13 protein-coding genes, 10 tRNA genes, 3 rRNA genes and 1 other annotated feature are annotated in these 18462 nt (G+C 43.0%); all 26 genes read left to right on the top strand.

The window, feature by feature from the left end:
- Positions 1-18 precede the first annotated feature (18 nt).
- The 26 genes from LPB68_RS06520 to LPB68_RS06395 all read left to right on the top strand — a co-directional run bounded on the left by LPB68_RS06520 (position 19) and on the right by LPB68_RS06395 (position 18458).
- The gene (locus LPB68_RS06520) at positions 19-789 is read left to right on the top strand and encodes a M23 family metallopeptidase (RefSeq protein WP_068657267.1); all 771 of its coding nucleotides are present in this window, start codon (positions 19-21) and stop codon (positions 787-789) included.
- A complete protein-coding gene (locus LPB68_RS06515; protein WP_068657269.1) occupies positions 782-1642 on the top strand; it encodes a site-2 protease family protein in 861 nt (286 codons plus the stop codon). Before LPB68_RS06520 ends, LPB68_RS06515 begins: the two co-directional genes overlap by 8 nt.
- 86 nt (positions 1643-1728) lie before the next feature.
- Positions 1729-2973, top strand: coding sequence for an Rne/Rng family ribonuclease (locus LPB68_RS06510; protein ID WP_068657271.1), 1245 nt, complete (start codon positions 1729-1731; stop codon positions 2971-2973).
- Positions 2974-3031: 58 nt separating this feature from the next.
- Positions 3032-3117 (top strand) — a sequence feature (ribosomal protein L21 leader region).
- A 12-nt stretch (positions 3118-3129) separates the two neighbouring features.
- A complete protein-coding gene (rplU, locus tag LPB68_RS06505) occupies positions 3130-3441 on the top strand; it encodes a 50S ribosomal protein L21 (RefSeq protein WP_068657273.1) in 312 nt (103 codons plus the stop codon).
- A gap of 14 nt (positions 3442-3455) precedes the next feature.
- Positions 3456-3788: a ribosomal-processing cysteine protease Prp gene (locus LPB68_RS06500; protein WP_068657275.1), complete on the top strand. Its 333-nt coding sequence runs from the start codon at positions 3456-3458 to the stop codon at positions 3786-3788.
- A 17-nt stretch (positions 3789-3805) separates the two neighbouring features.
- Positions 3806-4117, top strand: a complete 312-nt coding sequence (gene rpmA, locus LPB68_RS06495; protein ID WP_068657277.1) for a 50S ribosomal protein L27 — start codon at positions 3806-3808, stop codon at positions 4115-4117.
- A 184-nt stretch (positions 4118-4301) separates the two neighbouring features.
- The gene (locus LPB68_RS06490) at positions 4302-5042 is read left to right on the top strand and encodes a Spo0B domain-containing protein (RefSeq protein WP_068657279.1); all 741 of its coding nucleotides are present in this window, start codon (positions 4302-4304) and stop codon (positions 5040-5042) included.
- 13 nt (positions 5043-5055) lie between these two features.
- Positions 5056-6366 carry a GTPase ObgE gene (gene obgE / locus LPB68_RS06485; RefSeq protein ID WP_068657280.1) on the top strand — a complete coding sequence of 437 codons (1311 nt, stop codon included), beginning with the start codon at positions 5056-5058 and terminating at the stop codon, positions 6364-6366.
- A 194-nt stretch (positions 6367-6560) separates the two neighbouring features.
- The gene (locus LPB68_RS06480) at positions 6561-6998 is read left to right on the top strand and encodes an ACT domain-containing protein (protein ID WP_068657282.1); all 438 of its coding nucleotides are present in this window, start codon (positions 6561-6563) and stop codon (positions 6996-6998) included.
- A gap of 42 nt (positions 6999-7040) precedes the next feature.
- The gene (locus tag LPB68_RS06475; protein ID WP_068657284.1) at positions 7041-8327 is read left to right on the top strand and encodes a homoserine dehydrogenase; all 1287 of its coding nucleotides are present in this window, start codon (positions 7041-7043) and stop codon (positions 8325-8327) included.
- A gap of 100 nt (positions 8328-8427) precedes the next feature.
- Positions 8428-9396 carry a homoserine kinase gene (gene thrB, locus LPB68_RS06470; RefSeq protein ID WP_068657286.1) on the top strand — a complete coding sequence of 323 codons (969 nt, stop codon included), beginning with the start codon at positions 8428-8430 and terminating at the stop codon, positions 9394-9396.
- Positions 9393-10274 (top strand): prephenate dehydratase, encoded by an 882-nt coding sequence (gene pheA / locus LPB68_RS06465; RefSeq protein ID WP_068657288.1) that lies wholly within the window; start codon positions 9393-9395, stop codon positions 10272-10274. Before thrB ends, pheA begins: the two co-directional genes overlap by 4 nt.
- 175 nt (positions 10275-10449) lie before the next feature.
- A complete protein-coding gene (locus tag LPB68_RS06460) occupies positions 10450-11859 on the top strand; it encodes a LysM peptidoglycan-binding domain-containing protein (protein ID WP_068657290.1) in 1410 nt (469 codons plus the stop codon).
- Between the two features lie 475 nt (positions 11860-12334).
- Positions 12335-13890, top strand: a 16S ribosomal RNA gene (locus tag LPB68_RS06455).
- A gap of 380 nt (positions 13891-14270) precedes the next feature.
- Positions 14271-17199, top strand: a 23S ribosomal RNA gene (locus LPB68_RS06450).
- A 163-nt stretch (positions 17200-17362) separates the two neighbouring features.
- Positions 17363-17479 (top strand): 5S ribosomal RNA (gene rrf / locus LPB68_RS06445).
- The 16S, 23S and 5S rRNA genes sit together here with 10 tRNA genes alongside, the layout of an rRNA operon.
- A 65-nt stretch (positions 17480-17544) precedes the next feature.
- Positions 17545-17620, top strand: a tRNA-Asn gene (locus LPB68_RS06440).
- Between the two features lie 4 nt (positions 17621-17624).
- Positions 17625-17699 (top strand) — tRNA-Glu (locus tag LPB68_RS06435).
- A gap of 31 nt (positions 17700-17730) precedes the next feature.
- Positions 17731-17806, top strand: a tRNA-Val gene (locus LPB68_RS06430).
- Positions 17807-17821: 15 nt separating this feature from the next.
- Positions 17822-17898, top strand: a tRNA-Met gene (locus LPB68_RS06425).
- Between the two features lie 13 nt (positions 17899-17911).
- A tRNA-Asp gene (locus LPB68_RS06420) sits at positions 17912-17989 on the top strand.
- A gap of 17 nt (positions 17990-18006) precedes the next feature.
- A tRNA-Lys gene (locus LPB68_RS06415) sits at positions 18007-18082 on the top strand.
- A gap of 16 nt (positions 18083-18098) precedes the next feature.
- Positions 18099-18183: transfer RNA gene (locus LPB68_RS06410), tRNA-Leu, on the top strand.
- A gap of 6 nt (positions 18184-18189) precedes the next feature.
- Positions 18190-18264, top strand: a tRNA-Gly gene (locus LPB68_RS06405).
- A 14-nt stretch (positions 18265-18278) separates the two neighbouring features.
- Positions 18279-18355 (top strand) — tRNA-Arg (locus tag LPB68_RS06400).
- A gap of 23 nt (positions 18356-18378) precedes the next feature.
- Positions 18379-18458 (top strand) — tRNA-Leu (locus LPB68_RS06395).
- The last annotated feature ends 4 nt before the right edge of the window (positions 18459-18462 follow it).

The raw sequence follows: 18462 nt of genomic DNA, 5'->3' as shown, positions 1-18462 counted from the left end.
CAAGGGGGATGAATATTTATGGATAATAAATCACCATTGAAGCAACAGCGACAGGAACGGATTCAAGAATTACTGGATAATAATCAGATTCGTAATGATGGGGAGAAATGGGTAAATGAACACGGTATAGTTGGCGAACGTGATCCTGAACGATTGTGGAAAATGGAACAAAGTCGTCATCATTATTTCTTTCCAAGTTTCATTCGGAGAGTACTCTGGAGTGGTCTGTTATTTGGCATAGTCTTTGGAATCTATCGATCAGAAGAGACGTGGGCAATTAGCATTCAACAATATATTGCACAATCTTTAAACAGAGAAATGGATTTTCAAGCGGTAGAATCTTGGTATGTATCTCATTTTGGCGAAGCACCTGCAATAATACCTATTTTTACAGAGAGTCAAAATAACCCTCAGAAAGTTATTGCCTCACAGGCTTGGCTAGTCCCTATGCATGGACTAGTAACAACATCTTTCTTAGTTGATCAAAAAGGTATTGAAATCAGTCCATATGAAGATTCAAATGCTATTTCACAGGTGAAAAGTGTTGCTACTGGACGTATATTAGAAGTGCTGAAGGAGTCTCAATCTGGAGTGAAGTTAGCCATTCAACATACAGGTGGATTGGTATCGGTATATGGACACTTAGATAGTACGCTGAAGGTGAATGATTGGGTTGAAGCAGGTGATAGTCTAGGCTGGTTAACCAATGAACCTAGACAAACATTATACTTTTCCCTAAGACAAGGTGATGTTTACCTTGATCCATTAGAAGTGATGTCTTTTGATTAAAATATTCGGGATAACGTTAAACCTACATCCCCTATTCGTAATTGTGATGTTAATGTCAATTTTAACGGGTAATTTTCTGGAGTTAATCACATTGTTTGCTATTGTCCTCATACATGAAATGGGACATTTAAGTGTGGCCCTGTTATTTAGGATAAAGGTAGTATCCCTACAATTGTTACCATTTGGAGGAGTGGTATCGATTGAAGACCACGGTCAACTAACCGCTTGGAAGGAAATCATGATTGCAGTAGCAGGACCACTTCAGAATGGGATCATGATGATGATTGGCATGGGTTTCATGTTATTGGGGTGGGGGAACAGTGAATATATTGCATATATTATTCATGGAAATATGATTATTGCATTATTCAATTTACTGCCTATTCCGCCATTAGATGGTGGGAAAATAATGCAATCTTTAATTAGTAGGTATTTCCCATATCACTGGATGTTAGTATGGTCATTAAGAGTGAGTATAGTTGCTAGTATAGGTGTTATTCTATTCGCTCTACTTCCTTTAATAATGGAAAAAGGTGTTTTGCAGCTTAATTTACTTATGATAGGCGTATTTTTATTGTATTCAAATTTTGTAGATTATCGAAATATTACTTATCGATTTATGAGATTTTTAATGAATAGAGGTCCATTATATGCCAGGTATGCTTTAAACGGCACTCTCGTACAACCTATTGTTACAGATGCTGCGAAACATTTAGACCCTATTTTGCGTCTATTTAAGAGAGAGAAATATCATTTAATCTATATTGTGGATGAAGATGGAAATATTGTTGCTGTATTACCTGAACAAAAATTAATATCAGCATATTTTTCTACTAAGCGTCGTATTCTTTAAGACTGTATATGGATAAATTGGTATTGTTAAAAATTTAAGAGATTTCATATAGATCAAATGAAATGTCTTCTAGCAGAGGTGAAGCCATGAAACAGATGATCGTTAACTGTGAATCTAAATTCACACAGATGGCTCTCATAGAGGAAGGAAAGCTTGTGGAGTTTGCGGCGGAACGTAGTCAAAGCGAAAGTTTAGTTGGAAGCTTTTACAAAGGTCGTGTCGTTAATGTTTTACCAGGTATGCAGGCAGCTTTTGTGGATATTGGCCATAAAAAAAATGCCTTTCTTTATGTTGATGATGTGCTGCACCCCCATCTTGAAAAGCAGCCGAAGGTTAAACCTTCGATAGAAGAATTGTTGAAAGTTGGACAAGAGATTGTAGTTCAAGTCATGAAAGAATCCCTCCGGGGCAAAGGACCACGAGTTACTACCCACTATTCATTACCAGGGCGTTGGATTGTATATATGCCCATAGCAGATTATGTTGCTGTATCGAAGAAAGTTCTACGAGAAAATGAACGTACAAGGCTTAAAATTCTATGTGAACAATTACGTTTTCGTGGAGAAGGAATTATAGTCAGAACAGTTTCGCAAGATGAATCCACTGACGCGATTAAAAGTGATCTCGATTTGTTACGCCAACTATGGAGTAATATTCAAGGAAAGGCAAAAAATGCTGAGGCACCTAGCTTACTCCATCAGGACCTAAGCATTGTTCAACGTCATATTCGTGATGTGTTGAACCCCACAGAGGATGAACTCATAATTAATAATGTTAAAGAAGCAGCTGTAGTGGAGCGATATTTGTCAGAAATGGGTCAGGGTATTCATTTGCCAGTGAAAGTGCATGAATCATCAGAATCTATTTTTAAACAGTATGGTGTTCTTGAACAATTAGATAAAGGTCTTTCTCGAAAAGTATCCCTTGCCAGTGGTGGGACGATTGTGTGGGACCATACGGAAGCATTAACTGTCGTTGACGTGAATACTAGCAAGTATACGGGTGGCTATAATTTAGAAGAAACGGTTACACTGACCAATATACAAGCAGCAGAAGAAATTGCAAGATTGATTCGATTGCGTGATGTTGGTGGTATTATCGTTATTGACTTTATTGATATGGAGCAAGAAATCCATCGTCAGAATGTGGTGGAGGCTTTGGAGGCAGTAATGAAAAAAGATCGAGCAAAGAGTCAAATTGTCGGTTGGACGAAGCTAGGACTACTTGAATTGACACGAAAAAAAGTTCGCGAAGATACATCAGTATTGCTAGATAAAACGTGTGAAACTTGTTCCGGTACAGGTAGAATAACCGCAAATATAATTCATTGACTCTATTAATTGAGTATGGTACTATGTGTTAGTATGTGTCGGGTACTTAAATGGACTGCACATGCTGTAACCGCACCGATCGGGTCGTGAAGCGCAGTATATTTACAGTGCTGCCACCTAGATTAGGCGAGTCTGAGACATGAGGAGGTGCAAGATATGTACGCAATTATCGAAACAGGTGGTAAACAATACAAAGTTCAAGAGGGCGATGTGTTGTTCATTGAAAAACTACATGCAGAAGACGGAGAAAAGGTTACTTTTAACCGTGTACTAGCAGTATGTGATGACAATGGTTTGGTAGCAGGTACGCCATTACTTTCAGGTGCAACTGTAGCCGCTACGGTTGAGAAACATGGTAAAGGTCATAAGGTTGTTGTATACAAGTACAAACCTAAGAAGAACTACCATAAGAAGCAAGGTCATCGTCAACCATACACTAAAGTAACAATTGGAAAAATTCAAGCGTAAGTAGGTGCGATAAAGTGATTGTCGTGCGAATCTTTCGTAATCATAGCAGGTTGATTCACAGTTTTAAGATTAAAGGACATGCGAATTACGCGAAAGCTGGAGAAGACATTGTATGTGCTGGAGTATCAGCCGTTACTGTTGGAACAGTTAATTCGATTGAAGCGTTGACTGAGATTACTTTGGATTGTGAGATGCATAATGGTTTCTTAAGTGGGATAATTCCTCTTCTAGAGGATGAGTCTACTGAAAGTAAAGTGCAACTGCTACTTGAATCTATGGTCATTATGTTAAATAGTATTGCTGAATCATACGGTGAGTATATTCGAATAGAAGAAGTCATTATATAAAGAAGGAGGTTGACAACATGTTTAAGTTGAATCTTCAATTGTTCGCATCTAAAAAAGGTGTGGGTTCCACAAGAAATGGACGAGATAGCCAATCGAAACGTCTTGGTGTGAAACGTGCAGACGGACAAACGGTTACTGGCGGAAGTATCCTAGTTCGCCAACGCGGAACAAAAATTCACCCAGGCACAAATGTTGGTATCGGTAGTGATGATACTTTGTTTGCTAAAGTGGAAGGCGTTGTGAAATTTGAACGTTGGGGCCGCGATCGTAAAAAAGTGAGCGTTTACCCGGTAGATATCGCTCCTGTAGCGGCAGCAGTAGAAGCTTAATTGCTATCGTATCAGGGAGTATAGGTTGAAACTTATACTTTCTTATATTTTAATAAGGAAGCCTCCGGCCTTTAAGTGCCGGGGGCTTTTTTTTATAGCTTATGGGATGAATTAGTAAGGATAATTGTGCTATACTATGAAGTGGTGAAATTAGCCAATAGGTGATTAGGAACGAGGCGATGTTGTGAAGTCGTGGACAAGGTTATGGCTTTTAGCTGTTATATCCATATGGATTCCTATATTTCTTGTTATTCGATATTCATCGTTCTTAGCATATGTTTTGCTTGTACTTTGGGTGGCAATATTCCTTGGAATCATAATCACATTTATTCATAGGCAGAATGAAAAAGAAAAAAGGTTGATCATTCAGAGTGTTGAACAGACAGCCATCAAGAGCTTGAATCATCATCGTCATGACTGGATGAATGACTTGCAAATTATGTATGGTTATATTCAACTTAAAAAGTATGATAAATCAATCGAATGTGTGGGAAGAATAAAAGAACGGATGGAGCTTGAGGGTAAGATTGCGAAGCTTGGTATTCCATCCTTAGTTTTTTATCTGCAATCTTTTCGGACCATTGGTAGTAATGTGGAATTAGAAGTCCATGTTGCCGATGATTTACATCTTAATGGTAGAATAATGGGAAATGACGCTGAGGACTGGGTATCTGCTATTGTAGAGTGCATTCGCATTTATCAATACAAGGGAAAGATATCTTGGGAAGAGTGTCGTAAACTTACTCTCAGTCTTTATGAGGAGAATGGAGAAATAGTTGCTTTGTTTGAATGTGACCATGTAATTAGTAACTATGGAGATTTAGAACAGGAAATTCATAATGTGGTACGCAGAAACAGAATCCGGATGGAGCAATTAAAATCATCTGCATTCTCTTTTCAGTTGCGCGTACTGTGTGATAGATGAGGAAGGTGAAGTAATGTTTGTAGATAAAGCGAAGATTTATGTCAAAGCTGGTGACGGCGGAGATGGTATTGTTGCTTTTCGACGTGAGAAGTATGTTCCAGAGGGTGGACCAGCAGGTGGTGACGGAGGTAGAGGTGGAGATGTTATTTTTCGTGTTGATGAAGGTCTCCGTACCTTGATGGATTTCCGTTACCAACGTCACTTTAAGGGTGATAAAGGGGTAAAGGGACGGAATAAAAGTCAACATGGTGCAAATGCAGATCATATGATTGTTCGGATTCCACCAGGTACAATTGTGATGGATGATGATACAGGTGAAGTGATTGCTGACTTGACTAGACATGGTCAACAGGTTGTTGTAGCACGTGGTGGACGTGGAGGCAGAGGGAATACTCGCTTTGCAACAATTAAGAATACAGCACCTGAAATAGCTGAGAATGGTGAAGAAGGCCAGGAACGCTATATAGTGTTAGAATTAAAGATAATGGCAGATGTTGGATTGGTTGGATTCCCAAGCGTGGGTAAATCAACCTTGTTGTCTGTTGTATCAGCCGCAACTCCTAAGATTGGTGCATATCATTTTACGACAATTACTCCGAATTTAGGTGTTGTTGATGTAGGTGATGGCCGCAGTTTTGTAATGGCGGATTTACCTGGACTTATTGAAGGCGCACATGAAGGGATAGGTCTAGGGCATGAATTTCTTCGTCATGTAGAACGGACACGTGTCATTATTCATGTAGTGGATATGTCTGGTTCTGAAGGTAGAGATCCTTATGAAGATTGGGTTAAAATTAATGAAGAGTTGCAATTATATAACCCAGTGTTGTTAACACGTCCGCAAATAGTTGCGGCGAACAAAATGGACATGCCGGATTCAGAAGAGTTATTGACGGCTTTCCGCGAACAAGTCAACCAAGTGCGACCTGATCTGGAGATCATGCCAATCTCATCATTAACACGTCAAGGTGTACAAGAGTTACTCTACCGTGCAACAGACTTGATTGATCAAATTCCGGAAGAAACTGTTATTGAAGACGTGTCAGAAATCAAGGAAAGAAAAGTATATAAATTAGATAAGAAAGAAGATAATTCATTTACGATTGTTCGAGAAAATGAAGCATTCATCATTGAAAGTAAAAAAATAGAAAGTATGATGAAGAGAATGCAGTTAAATTCTCATGAAGCTGTTCTCAAATTAGGTCGAATTCTTAGAAGTATGGGTGTGGATGATGAACTTCGCAAACGTGGGGCAGTAGATGGTACGATTGTTCGACTTGGAGATTTTGAGTTCGAATTTGTTGAGGGTAGTAGTTATTATTAGAAGAAAATTAGAACCGTGTACGTTACTTATAAAAGTATCGTATACGGTTTTTTTGAAAAATAAGAAAATATAAGTTTCACTTGATACTCTATGTATAAAGGTATCTTAGGTACTTAAGTCTATTGACCCTTAATGGTTACTTATATTATAATGTCCACTATACACAAACAGTAGTCTTTAAGGAGAGGACGTTCTTGAAAGAACGCTATTACCTAGTGCGCGAGGATATTTTGCCTGAAGCCATCATGAAGACGATGCAAGTGAAGCAACTGCTCGATTCAGGAGATGTAAAGACGGTACAAGATGCGGTAGAACAAGTTGGACTAAGTCGTAGTGCATTTTATAAATATAAAGATGGTATTCATCTTATTAATCATTTGGAACGTGAAAGAATTGTTACAATATCTATTGATTTAGTACATCGTTCTGGAATGTTGTCAAAAGTGTTAAGCCTTGTGGCTACTCTTGGGGGAAATGTCTTGACGATGCATCAAAGTATACCTTTACAAGGGGTTGCCAATGTCGTCATATCTGTAGAGATTTCCAGGATGAGCGAAGAAATGGGTACTTTACTTGAAGGTATAGAAGGAGTTCCAGGAGTGAAACGCGTTCGCATGATCGGACAAGGATAATAATAATTTTAAGTTGAATGAAGTGGTATAGGAGGATATTTAATGAAACCGATAAAAGTTGGGTTATTGGGTTTAGGTACTGTCGGTATAGGTGTTGTTCGAATCGTAGAGGGCAATCAGGAAGATTTAAGTAGTCAGGTAGGATCCCCTATTATCATAGAGAAGATTGCAGTGAATAATTGCGAGAAAGAAAGAGATATTTATGTTGATCCAGCTAAATTAACAGAGAATCCATGGGATGTTATTCGCAACCCAGAGATCGATGTTATCGTCGAAGTTATGGGTGGTGTTGAGGAGACTAAAGCGTATATTTTGGAAGCGTTAGAGCGGGGGAAGCATATAGTTACCGCGAATAAAGATTTAATGGCTTTGTATGGCTCGGAAATACTTGCTAAAGCCCAGGAGAATCAGTGTGATGTATTTTATGAAGCAAGTGTAGCCGGTGGTATTCCTATTATTCGTACACTGATTGAAGGGTTCTCTTCAGATCGGATCTTGAAAATAATGGGCATCGTGAATGGCACAACCAATTTTATTTTGACTAAGATGAGTAAAGAAGGTGCTTCTTATGACGATGTGCTGGAAGAAGCGAAACGTCTTGGATATGCAGAGTCAGATCCCACTTCAGATGTTGAGGGAATAGATGCTGCGCGTAAAATGACTATTCTAGGAACTCTTGGCTTTAGAACGAATGTTGAGTTAGACGATGTTAGTGTACGTGGGATTTCTCAAGTAACTAAAGAAGATATTGCATATGCTAAACGTCTCGGTTATGAAATGAAGCTTCTTGGGATTGCGGATTGTGAAGATGAACATATCAGTATAAGTGTTCAACCAACAATGGTTCGTCGTAATCATCCAATTGCCTCGGTAAATGGTGTATTTAATGCAGTATATGTATATGGTCAAGCGGTTGGAGAGACGATGTTCTACGGAGCTGGTGCTGGCTCTATGCCTACAGCAACTTCTGTGGTATCTGATTTGATAGCTGTTATTAAGAACTTGAAGCTTGGGGTGAATGGCTTGAAAGCCATCGTTCCTTATAAGGTCAAAAAACTTAAGAATGATAAACAAATTAAATATAAAAACTTTATCTTGTTACATGTTGAAGATAAAGCGGGAGTGCTTGCACAGATCACACAGGCATTTGCTCAATTCGATGTGAGTTTAGAGTCAGTTGTACAGCAACCAAATGAACATAATCCTTTTGCAGAAATTATTATTGTTACTCATGATGTTAGTAAAGATAGTATGAACAAGGTGCTAGAGCATTTTGAAGGTCTTAGTGTTATTCGTACAATAAAAAGTGTATACCGAGTAGAAGGATAAATTTACTTGATTTATTTATACAAAGGAGTTATAGGAATGTCAGTGCTAAGTTTTGTGAATTCGAAAAAAGTGGCCTCTTGCTTACAAAGGAGGAAAGTGCATGAATAGAACTAAAGGTGTTCGTATTAAAGTTCCTGCAAGTACAGCGAACTTAGGACCGGGATTTGATACGTTAGGTATGGCTTTATCTTTATACTCATGGGTAGAGATGAAAGAGTCGGAGTCTACTTGTATTCGTTTGTATGGTGATAATATGAAGGGGTTACCTAAGGACAAAAATAATTTAATGTATCGTGTAGCACAACTTATTTTTGATGAGGTAGGGGTGTCTATTCCTGAACTGGAGATATCTATGTATTCCGAAGTCCCCTTAACGAGGGGTCTTGGTAGTAGCGCCTCGGCTATTGTTGGAGGTATGGTTGCAGCAAATGCTTTAATTGGTTCACCACTTTCCAATGAGAAATTGTTTGATATGGCTACAAGTCTAGAAGGACATCCAGATAATGTAGGTGCGTCTTTGTTTGGCGGTATTATTACTGCTGTATGGGATGGAGTACATGCTGATCATATTAAACTCGAGCCACATGCGGATTTAGAGGTGTTGGTTATCATTCCGGATTTTCAACTTTCTACCTCGGAGGCTCGACAAGTATTACCTAGTCATATTAGTCGAGAAGATGCGGTATATAATATAAGTCGATCATCATTGTTAGTGGCTGCTCTCTCTAGTGGAAGATTTGATCTAATCGGAAAGGCGATGTCTGATCGATTACATCAACCATATCGTGCAAGTTTAGTGCCTGGAATGGTATCTATTTTGGAAGAAGCTCCTAATCGTGGTGCACTTGGTGTTGCATTAAGTGGAGCTGGTCCAACGTTGTTGGCTATAGTGGATCGTCAGAATCTTCATAAAAAAGATTTGGAATCTTATTTGTTGGATACGATGAAGTCATATGGTATTCTAGCAACTGCAAGATGGCTTAATCCATCTACTGAGGGTGCTACTAACCTTGCAATAGTGGAATCTGACCTATTCGTGGACTTGATAAAAGGGGAAGTTGAAGTATGAAGAAAATAGCGTTACTACCAGAAGGATCCGTCTCACATGAGGCTGTACTTCATTTATTCGGAGATGAACCTGTAGAATTATTATATTACAAGCTGATATCTGATGTGTTTCTTTCGACCGTACAGGGGAAAAGTGATTACAGTGTTATCCCGATCGAGAATACAATAGAAGGTTCAGTAAGTTTGCATATGGATTGGCTTGTAAATGAGGTTGATATTCCGATGCAGGCAGAATGGGTGTATCCATCTATTCAAAATTTGATTGGTAAACAGGAACAGTTTCTTTCAGATTCAGGAGAGTTAGATTACAGCAAAATCACTAAGATCTTATCTCATCCGGTTGCGTCGGCACAATGTCAGCAGTTTATTCGTAAATATGCTCCCCAAGCAGAAGTAGAAAACGTGGGGAGTACATCAGAAGCGGTTCATATCGTGAAAAATAATCCCGGTCAGGGATGGGCAGCTATAGGTACGGCGCTTGGTGCGGCAACACATGAATTGGATGTGATGGCTAAAAGGGTAACGGATCATGACAATAACTTTACCAGATTTGTTCTCATTGGTCCTGAACCTATAAGTTTTGTACGGCCAAACGAGCAAATCAAAACGAGTGTTACCGTGACATTGCCAGAAGATTTTCCAGGTGCGCTTCATCAAGTTCTGTCCGCTTTTGCATGGAGAAGACTTAATTTATCACGAATTGAATCCCGCCCTACAAAAAAGAAACTTGGTAATTATTATTTCTATATTGATATCTTGGATGAAGTTAATTCAATTTTGTTACAAGCTGCCATAGCTGAGATTGAAGCATTGGGTTGCCAGGTGAGGGTACTAGGTTCTTATCCATGCTATAAATTTGAGAGTCATGTAAGGGTGTAAGTAGAACTAAAAGTATTGAATATCGTAGTCTAAATAGTAGAAATCCTTCCGTGTAACAACATGGATGGATTTTTTTTGTTGTTAATGATGTCATCCGCCCAAAACTCTGCATAAGATGATAGTAGCGAAGGCGGCTAATATTCTGCCTAAAAGAAGTTTAGGAGGTTTTTGCCACGTGAAAATACACATGGTTAAGAAGGGCGATACCCTGTATGACTTATCCCAAAAGTATGGAATCTCATTGGATAAGTTAATCGAGGCTAATCCGCAGCTCACAGATTCAAACCTGTTGAACGTAGGTGATAAAGTCAAAATTCCGTCGAAGTCTGTTTCTGTTTCTGTACCTGTATCTGAAGAAGCTGTCCATAAGCATGTTGTGAAGCAGGGAGATAGTCTGTGGAAAATATCTAAAGCATGGGGAGTATCGCTTAAGGATATGATCGATGCCAATCCCCAACTAAAGAACCCGAACGCCCTACTTGTTGGAGAGATTGTGAATATCCCTGAGCTAGCTTTGAAAGATGAAATTTACTTCGCAACATCAGAAGGTAACGTAAAGGAAGAAGGTATTATACAAGAGGGGAAAACATTTACTGGGATCAAAACAGAAACAGCTCCAATACAAAGTGAACCCCCAGTCATTCCGCAACTTCCACAGCTACCAGTTAATATTTCTCCTATTCAAGAAATACCAGCTCCAATCCAACAGATTCCAACTCCTGTACAAGAGAATCCAGTTGCGCCAATTGCTATGAAAGAAGAAAAAGTGGAAATGTCACAGCATTTATATTTTGAATTCCCAGTACCAACTAAGGAAGTAGTAGCGCAGACTCCTATCATGGAGAAATCTCAAGTGAACCCAGGCTTTACGGAAAATGCAATCTATCCTGGTTTAGCGGAAAGTAATGCACAAGTTCAACCGCAGTTCGAACAACCGTTATGTGAACAACCTTATTATGAGTATCAAGGATATTGGCAACAACCTCAATATGTTCAGTCGAGCTTCCCTGCGTATACACAAATGACTTATGACTCTCCATACAATTGTAACCCGAATATATCGCCCTATGGTGTTCCGTCCGTAGAAAATACTTATGGTGGTTATTCTGATAATCTGTCAGCAATGCCTAATTTAACGGCTCCAACAGAAATGGTACCGATAACCGATTCGAATATTTATTCTTGCACTCATCCATACGAGTGGACATTTCCACCGTCTTTCGTACAGAGTAACAATTTATCACCATCGAATATGTCATATGGAGCAAATATTTCGCCTTATCCACAAAAGGTAGAAAGTCAAACCATAAAAGATTGCGGTTGCCATAGTAGAGAAGAAGATATCTTAAAGGTAAATCAACAAATTACTCAGGAATCAAACATTGAGACTAATAAAGTTCAAGCCGAATCCTCTGTGGATACTAAAAAAGTAGTTACTGATAAAAAACTGGAGACTGTGAAAATTTCAAGCGTGAAAAAAGAAGATGACAAATCGGCAAATAAGGTAGGGAAAACTGCTCCAAGCAAGACAAACAAAAAAAAGAGCATCTCAAAAAGACACCGTAATCCATGGATAAAAAATTAAGTATCTAACAAATCAAGACAGGCGAATTAATAAATCGCTTGTCTTGATTTGTTGTGTATTATTACCAGTTGCAAAACGGGGTTGTAATATGTTAAATTATTTATCCACCCATTAAATCTATATTGGATGGAAGAGATAGTTTAGAAGAGTGCAAGACAAGAGATTAATAATATAAAAATTCTTCTTGCATTATCTCAAAAAACATGATATTATATAAAAGTTGTCACCGAGAACAACTGACAACAATAACGAAAGAAATTGATCTTTGAAAACTGAACAACGAGTGAGTGGTTTTCACGAAAGTGAGAACAAAACAAATGAGAAATCATTTGATAGAGAAAGAAATTTCTCGTCAGTTTGTTTCAAAATGAGCGAATCGCTCTTTTCATAGTTCGTTCCAAATCGCTGCAAAGCTAATTTGAAACGAACTCCTGATGAAATTAAGATCACTGCAAAGTCGATCTGAAATTCATCCTATATGGAGAGTTTGATCCTGGCTCAGGACGAACGCTGGCGGCGTGCCTAATACATGCAAGTCGAGCGGAGTGATTTGAAAGCTTGCTTTCAAATCACTTAGCGGCGGACGGGTGAGTAACACGTAGGTAACCTGCCTGTAAGACTGGGATAACTACCGGAAACGGTAGCTAATACCGGATAACTTGTTTCCTCTCCTGGGGAGACACTGAAAGGCGGAGCAATCTGCCACTTACAGATGGGCCTGCGGCGCATTAGCTAGTTGGTGAGGTAACGGCTCACCAAGGCGACGATGCGTAGCCGACCTGAGAGGGTGAACGGCCACACTGGGACTGAGACACGGCCCAGACTCCTACGGGAGGCAGCAGTAGGGAATCTTCCGCAATGGACGAAAGTCTGACGGAGCAACGCCGCGTGAGTGATGAAGGTTTTCGGATCGTAAAGCTCTGTTGCCAGGGAAGAACGCTTGGGAGAGTAACTGCTCTCAAGGTGACGGTACCTGAGAAGAAAGCCCCGGCTAACTACGTGCCAGCAGCCGCGGTAATACGTAGGGGGCAAGCGTTGTCCGGAATTATTGGGCGTAAAGCGCGCGCAGGCGGTCATTTAAGTTTGGTGTTTAATTCCAGGGCTCAACCCTGGGTCGCACTGAAAACTGGGTGACTTGAGTACAGAAGAGGAGAGTGGAATTCCACGTGTAGCGGTGAAATGCGTAGATATGTGGAGGAACACCAGTGGCGAAGGCGACTCTCTGGGCTGTAACTGACGCTGAGGCGCGAAAGCGTGGGGAGCAAACAGGATTAGATACCCTGGTAGTCCACGCCGTAAACGATGAGTGCTAGGTGTTAGGGGTTTCGATACCCTTGGTGCCGAAGTTAACACATTAAGCACTCCGCCTGGGGAGTACGGTCGCAAGACTGAAACTCAAAGGAATTGACGGGGACCCGCACAAGCAGTGGAGTATGTGGTTTAATTCGAAGCAACGCGAAGAACCTTACCAGGTCTTGACATCCCTCTGAATCCACTAGAGATAGTGGCGGCCTTCGGGACAGAGGAGACAGGTGGTGCATGGTTGTCGTCAGCTCGTGTCGTGAGATGTTGGGTTAAGTCCCGCAACGAGCGCAACCCTTATGCTTAGTTGCCAGCACATTATGGTGGGCACTCTAAGCAGACTGCCGGTGACAAACCGGAGGAAGGTGGGGATGACGTCAAATCATCATGCCCCTTATGACCTGGGCTACACACGTACTACAATGGCCAGTACAACGGGCTGCGAAACCGCGAGGTGGAGCCAATCCCAACAAAGCTGGTCTCAGTTCGGATTGTAGGCTGCAACCCGCCTACATGAAGTCGGAATTGCTAGTAATCGCGGATCAGCATGCCGCGGTGAATACGTTCCCGGGTCTTGTACACACCGCCCGTCACACCACGAGAGTTTACAACACCCGAAGTCGGTGGGGTAACCCGCAAGGGAGCCAGCCGCCGAAGGTGGGGTAGATGATTGGGGTGAAGTCGTAACAAGGTAGCCGTATCGGAAGGTGCGGCTGGATCACCTCCTTTCTATGGAGAATCGTTTCCTGCAACGGAAACATTCAAAGCGTCCGATGTAAGTCGGCGTAAATAGACTTTGCAATGCAAAGTCGACACTCACTCGTGTTCAGTTTTGAAAGAGCAATCTTTCAAAGTAATATCTTTTCCAATACTTACTGGGTGACTGGTGAGGGAAGAAATGATATGATATTCTTCCGCTGAACAAGCGGTAGGAACTTGATCCTTGAAAACTAGATAACGAACGAATTTGCAAGTTGAAACATTCTTGATGATTTTTAAATTGGATTTCATCAATTTCAAATTCATCACTTTTATATTTACGTTTTGTTACTTGTTAACAAAACAAAGTGTAAAAGTAGCTACAATATTTTCTCTTTGAGAAAAATTGAGGTTAAGCTACTAAGAGCACACGGAGGATGCCTAGGCGCTAGGAGTCGATGAAGGACGTGGCGAACAACGAAACTGCCTCGGGGAGCTGTAAGCAAGCTTTGATCCGGGGGTGTCCGAATGGGGAAACCCGGCTGTGGTAATACGCAGTCACTCCCACCTGAATACATAGGGTGGGTAGAGACAGACCAGGGGAACTGAAACATCTAAGTACCCTGAGGAAGAGAAAACAATAGTGATTCCGTCAGTAGCGGCGAGCGAACGCGGATTAGCCCAAACCAAGGAGCTTGCTCCTTGGGGTTGTGGGACGTCTCACATGGAGTTACAAAGGAATATATTAAGCGAAGAGGTCTGGAAAGGCCCGGCATAGAAGGTAAAAGCCCTGTAGCTGAAAGTGTATTCCCTCCGAGACGTATCCCGAGTAGTGCGGGGCACGTGAAACCCCGTATGAATCCAGCAGGACCATCTGCTAAGGCTAAATACTCCCTAGCGACCGATAGTGAAACAGTACCGTGAGGGAAAGGTGAAAAGCACCCCGGAAGGGGAGTGAAATAGAACCTGAAACCGTGTGCTTACAAAAAGTCAGAGCCCTATTAATGGGTGATGGCGTGCCTTTTGTAGAATGAACCGGCGAGTTACGTTCCCGTGCAAGGTTAAGGTGAGAAGCCGGAGCCGCAGCGAAAGCGAGTCTGAATAGGGCGACATATAGTACGTGGACGTAGACCCGAAACCGAGTGATCTACCCCTGTCCAGGGTGAAGGTGCGGTAACACGCACTGGAGGCCCGAACCCACGCATGTTGAAAAATGCGGGGATGAGGTGGGGGTAGCGGAGAAATTCCAATCGAACTCGGAGATAGCTGGTTCTCCCCGAAATAGCTTTAGGGCTAGCCTCGGATGAAGAGTCGTGGAGGTAGAGCACTGATTGGGTGCGGGGCCCGCAAGGGTTACCAAGCTCAGTCAAACTCCGAATGCCATGTACTTATATCCGGGAGTCAGACAGTGAGTGCTAAGATCCATTGTCGAAAGGGAAACAGCCCAGACCATCAGCTAAGGTCCCCAAGTGTGTGTTGAGTGGAAAAGGATGTGGAGTTGCACAGACAACCAGGATGTTGGCTTAGAAGCAGCCACCATTGAAAGAGTGCGTAATAGCTCACTGGTCGAGTGACTCTGCGCCGAAAATGTAACGGGGCTAAACACACCACCGAAGCTATGGCTAGATGCTTTGCATCTGGGGTAGGGGAGCGTTGTATAGAGGTTGAAGGTGTACCGTGAGGAGCGCTGGACACTATACAAGTGAGAATGCCGGTATAAGTAACGAAAAGATCAGTGAGAATCTGATCCGCCGAAAGCCCAAGGTTTCCTGAGGAAGGCTCGTCCTCTCAGGGTAAGTCGGGACCTAACGCGAGGCCGAAAGGCGTAGTGGATGGACAACAGGTTGAAATTCCTGTACCACCGTAATCCGTTATGAGTAATGGGGTGACGCAGCAGGGTAGTGACGCGGACTGATGGAATAGTCCGTCTAAGCAGTGAGGCTTGTGTGTAGGCAAATCCGCACACTAATAGGCTGGGCTGTGATGGGGAGCGAAAATTATAGTAGCGAAGGTCATGATCTCACACTGCCAAGAAAAGCCTCTAACCAGGAGAAGGTGCCCGTACCGCAAACCGACACAGGTAGGCGAGAAGAGAATTCTAAGGCGCGCGGAAGAACTCTCGTTAAGGAACTCGGCAAAATGACCCCGTAACTTCGGGAGAAGGGGTGCCCCGGTAGTGTGAATAGCACGAGGGGGCCGCAGTGAAAAGGCCCAAGCGACTGTTTAGCAAAAACACAGGTCTGTGCGAAGCCGTAAGGCGAAGTATACGGGCTGACGCCTGCCCGGTGCTGGAAGGTTAAGGGGAGTGGTTAGGGGAAACCCGAAGCTATGAACCGAAGCCCCAGTAAACGGCGGCCGTAACTATAACGGTCCTAAGGTAGCGAAATTCCTTGTCAGGTAAATTCTGACCCGCACGAATGGCGTAACGATTTGGGCGCTGTCTCAACGAGAGATCCGGTGAAATTTTAATACCTGTGAAGATGCAGGTTACCCGCGACAAGACGGAAAGACCCCATGGAGCTTTACTGCAGCTTGATATTGAATTTGGGTACGATTTGTACAGGATAGGTGGGAGCCTGAGAAATAGGAGCGCAAGCTTCTATGGAGGCGCCGTTGGGATACCACCCTGATCGTATCTAGGTTCTAACCTAGGACCGTAAACCGGTTCGGGGACAGTGTCAGGTGGGCAGTTTGACTGGGGCGGTCGCCTCCTAAAGAGTAACGGAGGCGCCCCAAGGTTCCCTCAGAATGGTTGGAAATCATTCGAAGAGTGCAAAGGCAGAAGGGAGCTTGACTGCGAGACCTACAAGTCGAGCAGGGACGAAAGTCGGGCTTAGTGATCCGGTGGTACCGCATGGAAGGGCCATCGCTCAACGGATAAAAGCTACCCTGGGGATAACAGGCTTATCTCCCCCAAGAGTCCACATCGACGGGGAGGTTTGGCACCTCGATGTCGGCTCATCGCATCCTGGGGCTGAAGTAGGTCCCAAGGGTTGGGCTGTTCGCCCATTAAAGCGGTACGCGAGCTGGGTTCAGAACGTCGTGAGACAGTTCGGTCCCTATCTGTCGTGGGCGCAGGAAATTTGAGAGGAGCTGTCCTTAGTACGAGAGGACCGGGATGGACGCACCTCTGGTGTACCAGTTGTTCCGCCAGGAGCATAGCTGGGTAGCTACGTGCGGACGGGATAAGCGCTGAAAGCATCTAAGCGTGAAGCCCCCCTCAAGATGAGATTTCCCAATTAGTAAGACCCCTTGAAGACTACGAGGTAGATAGGTTGGAGGTGGAAGTGCAGTAATGCACGGAGCTGACCAATACTAATCGGTCGAGGGCTTATCCTAAAAGCTTTACGGAGTAGAAATACTTCCGTAAGTGAAAAGTTTCAATGCAGATTCGTTCGTATCTAGTTTTCAGGTGATCAAACATCTGATAGCTGCATGTCCTTTCTAAGGGCTCATATTTTCTCGCAGCGATTTCGAGAAGCGTAAGCTTCGAAAAATCACGTTTGGTGGCGATAGCGGAGGGGTTCCACACGTACCCATCCCGAACACGACCGTTAAGCCCTCCAGCGCCGATGGTACTTGGACCGCAGGGTCCTGGGAGAGTAGGACGTCGCCAAGCAATAATGTTGTAAGACATAATTTACGTACATAGTCATGTGAAGAATGTTGAACAAACCATTATATTCCCTGATAGCTCAGTTGGTAGAGCACTCGACTGTTAATCGAGTTGTCACAGGTTCGAGTCCTGTTCGGGGAGCCATAACGGCCCGTTGGTCAAGTGGTTAAGACACCTCCCTTTCACGGAGGTAACAGGGGTTCGAGTCCCCTACGGGTCACCAATTTTATGGCTGAAATATTTAATGTATTTATGGAGGCTTAGCTCAGCTGGGAGAGCATCTGCCTTACAAGCAGAGGGTCGGGGGTTCGATCCCCTCAGCCTCCACCATAAATTACTGAATGACGCGGGGTGGAGCAGCCCGGTAGCTCGTCGGGCTCATAACCCGAAGGCCGCAGGTTCAAATCCTGCCCCCGCAACCAATTTAAATTATAAGGAACCGTGGTGTAGTTGGCCTAACATGCCTGCCTGTCACGCAGGAGATCGCGGGTTCGAATCCCGTCGGTTCCGCCATTATAATTACTTTGTATGAGCCATTAGCTCAGTTGGTAGAGCACCTGACTTTTAATCAGGGTGTCGAAGGTTCGAATCCTTCATGGCTCACCATTTTCTTTACAAGTGTGCGCGTGTGGCGGAATTGGCAGACGCACTAGACTTAGGATCTAGCGTTTCACGACGTGGGGGTTCAAGTCCCTCCACGCGCACCATATGTTGCGGACGTGGCTCAGCGGTAGAGCATCGCCTTGCCAAGGCGAGGGTCGCGGGTTCGATTCCCGTCGTCCGCTCCATTTTTATTATATTTGCGCCCTTAGCTCAGCTGGATAGAGCGTTTGACTACGAATCAAAAGGCCAGGAGTTCGAATCTCTTAGGGCGCACCATTTTATTGTTATTCATTCAATGCGCCGGTGTGGCGGAACTGGCAGACGCGCACGACTCAAAATCGTGAGGGAAACCGTGGGGGTTCGAGTCCCTTCACCGGCATATA

The sequence above is a fragment of the Paenibacillus crassostreae genome, from assembly GCF_001857945.1.
GTDB classification, from domain to species: Bacteria; Bacillota; Bacilli; order Paenibacillales; family Paenibacillaceae; genus Paenibacillus_AQ; species Paenibacillus_AQ crassostreae.
Note: the sequence above shows the minus strand (reverse complement) of the source record. Positions and strands in the feature narration are given on the sequence as shown.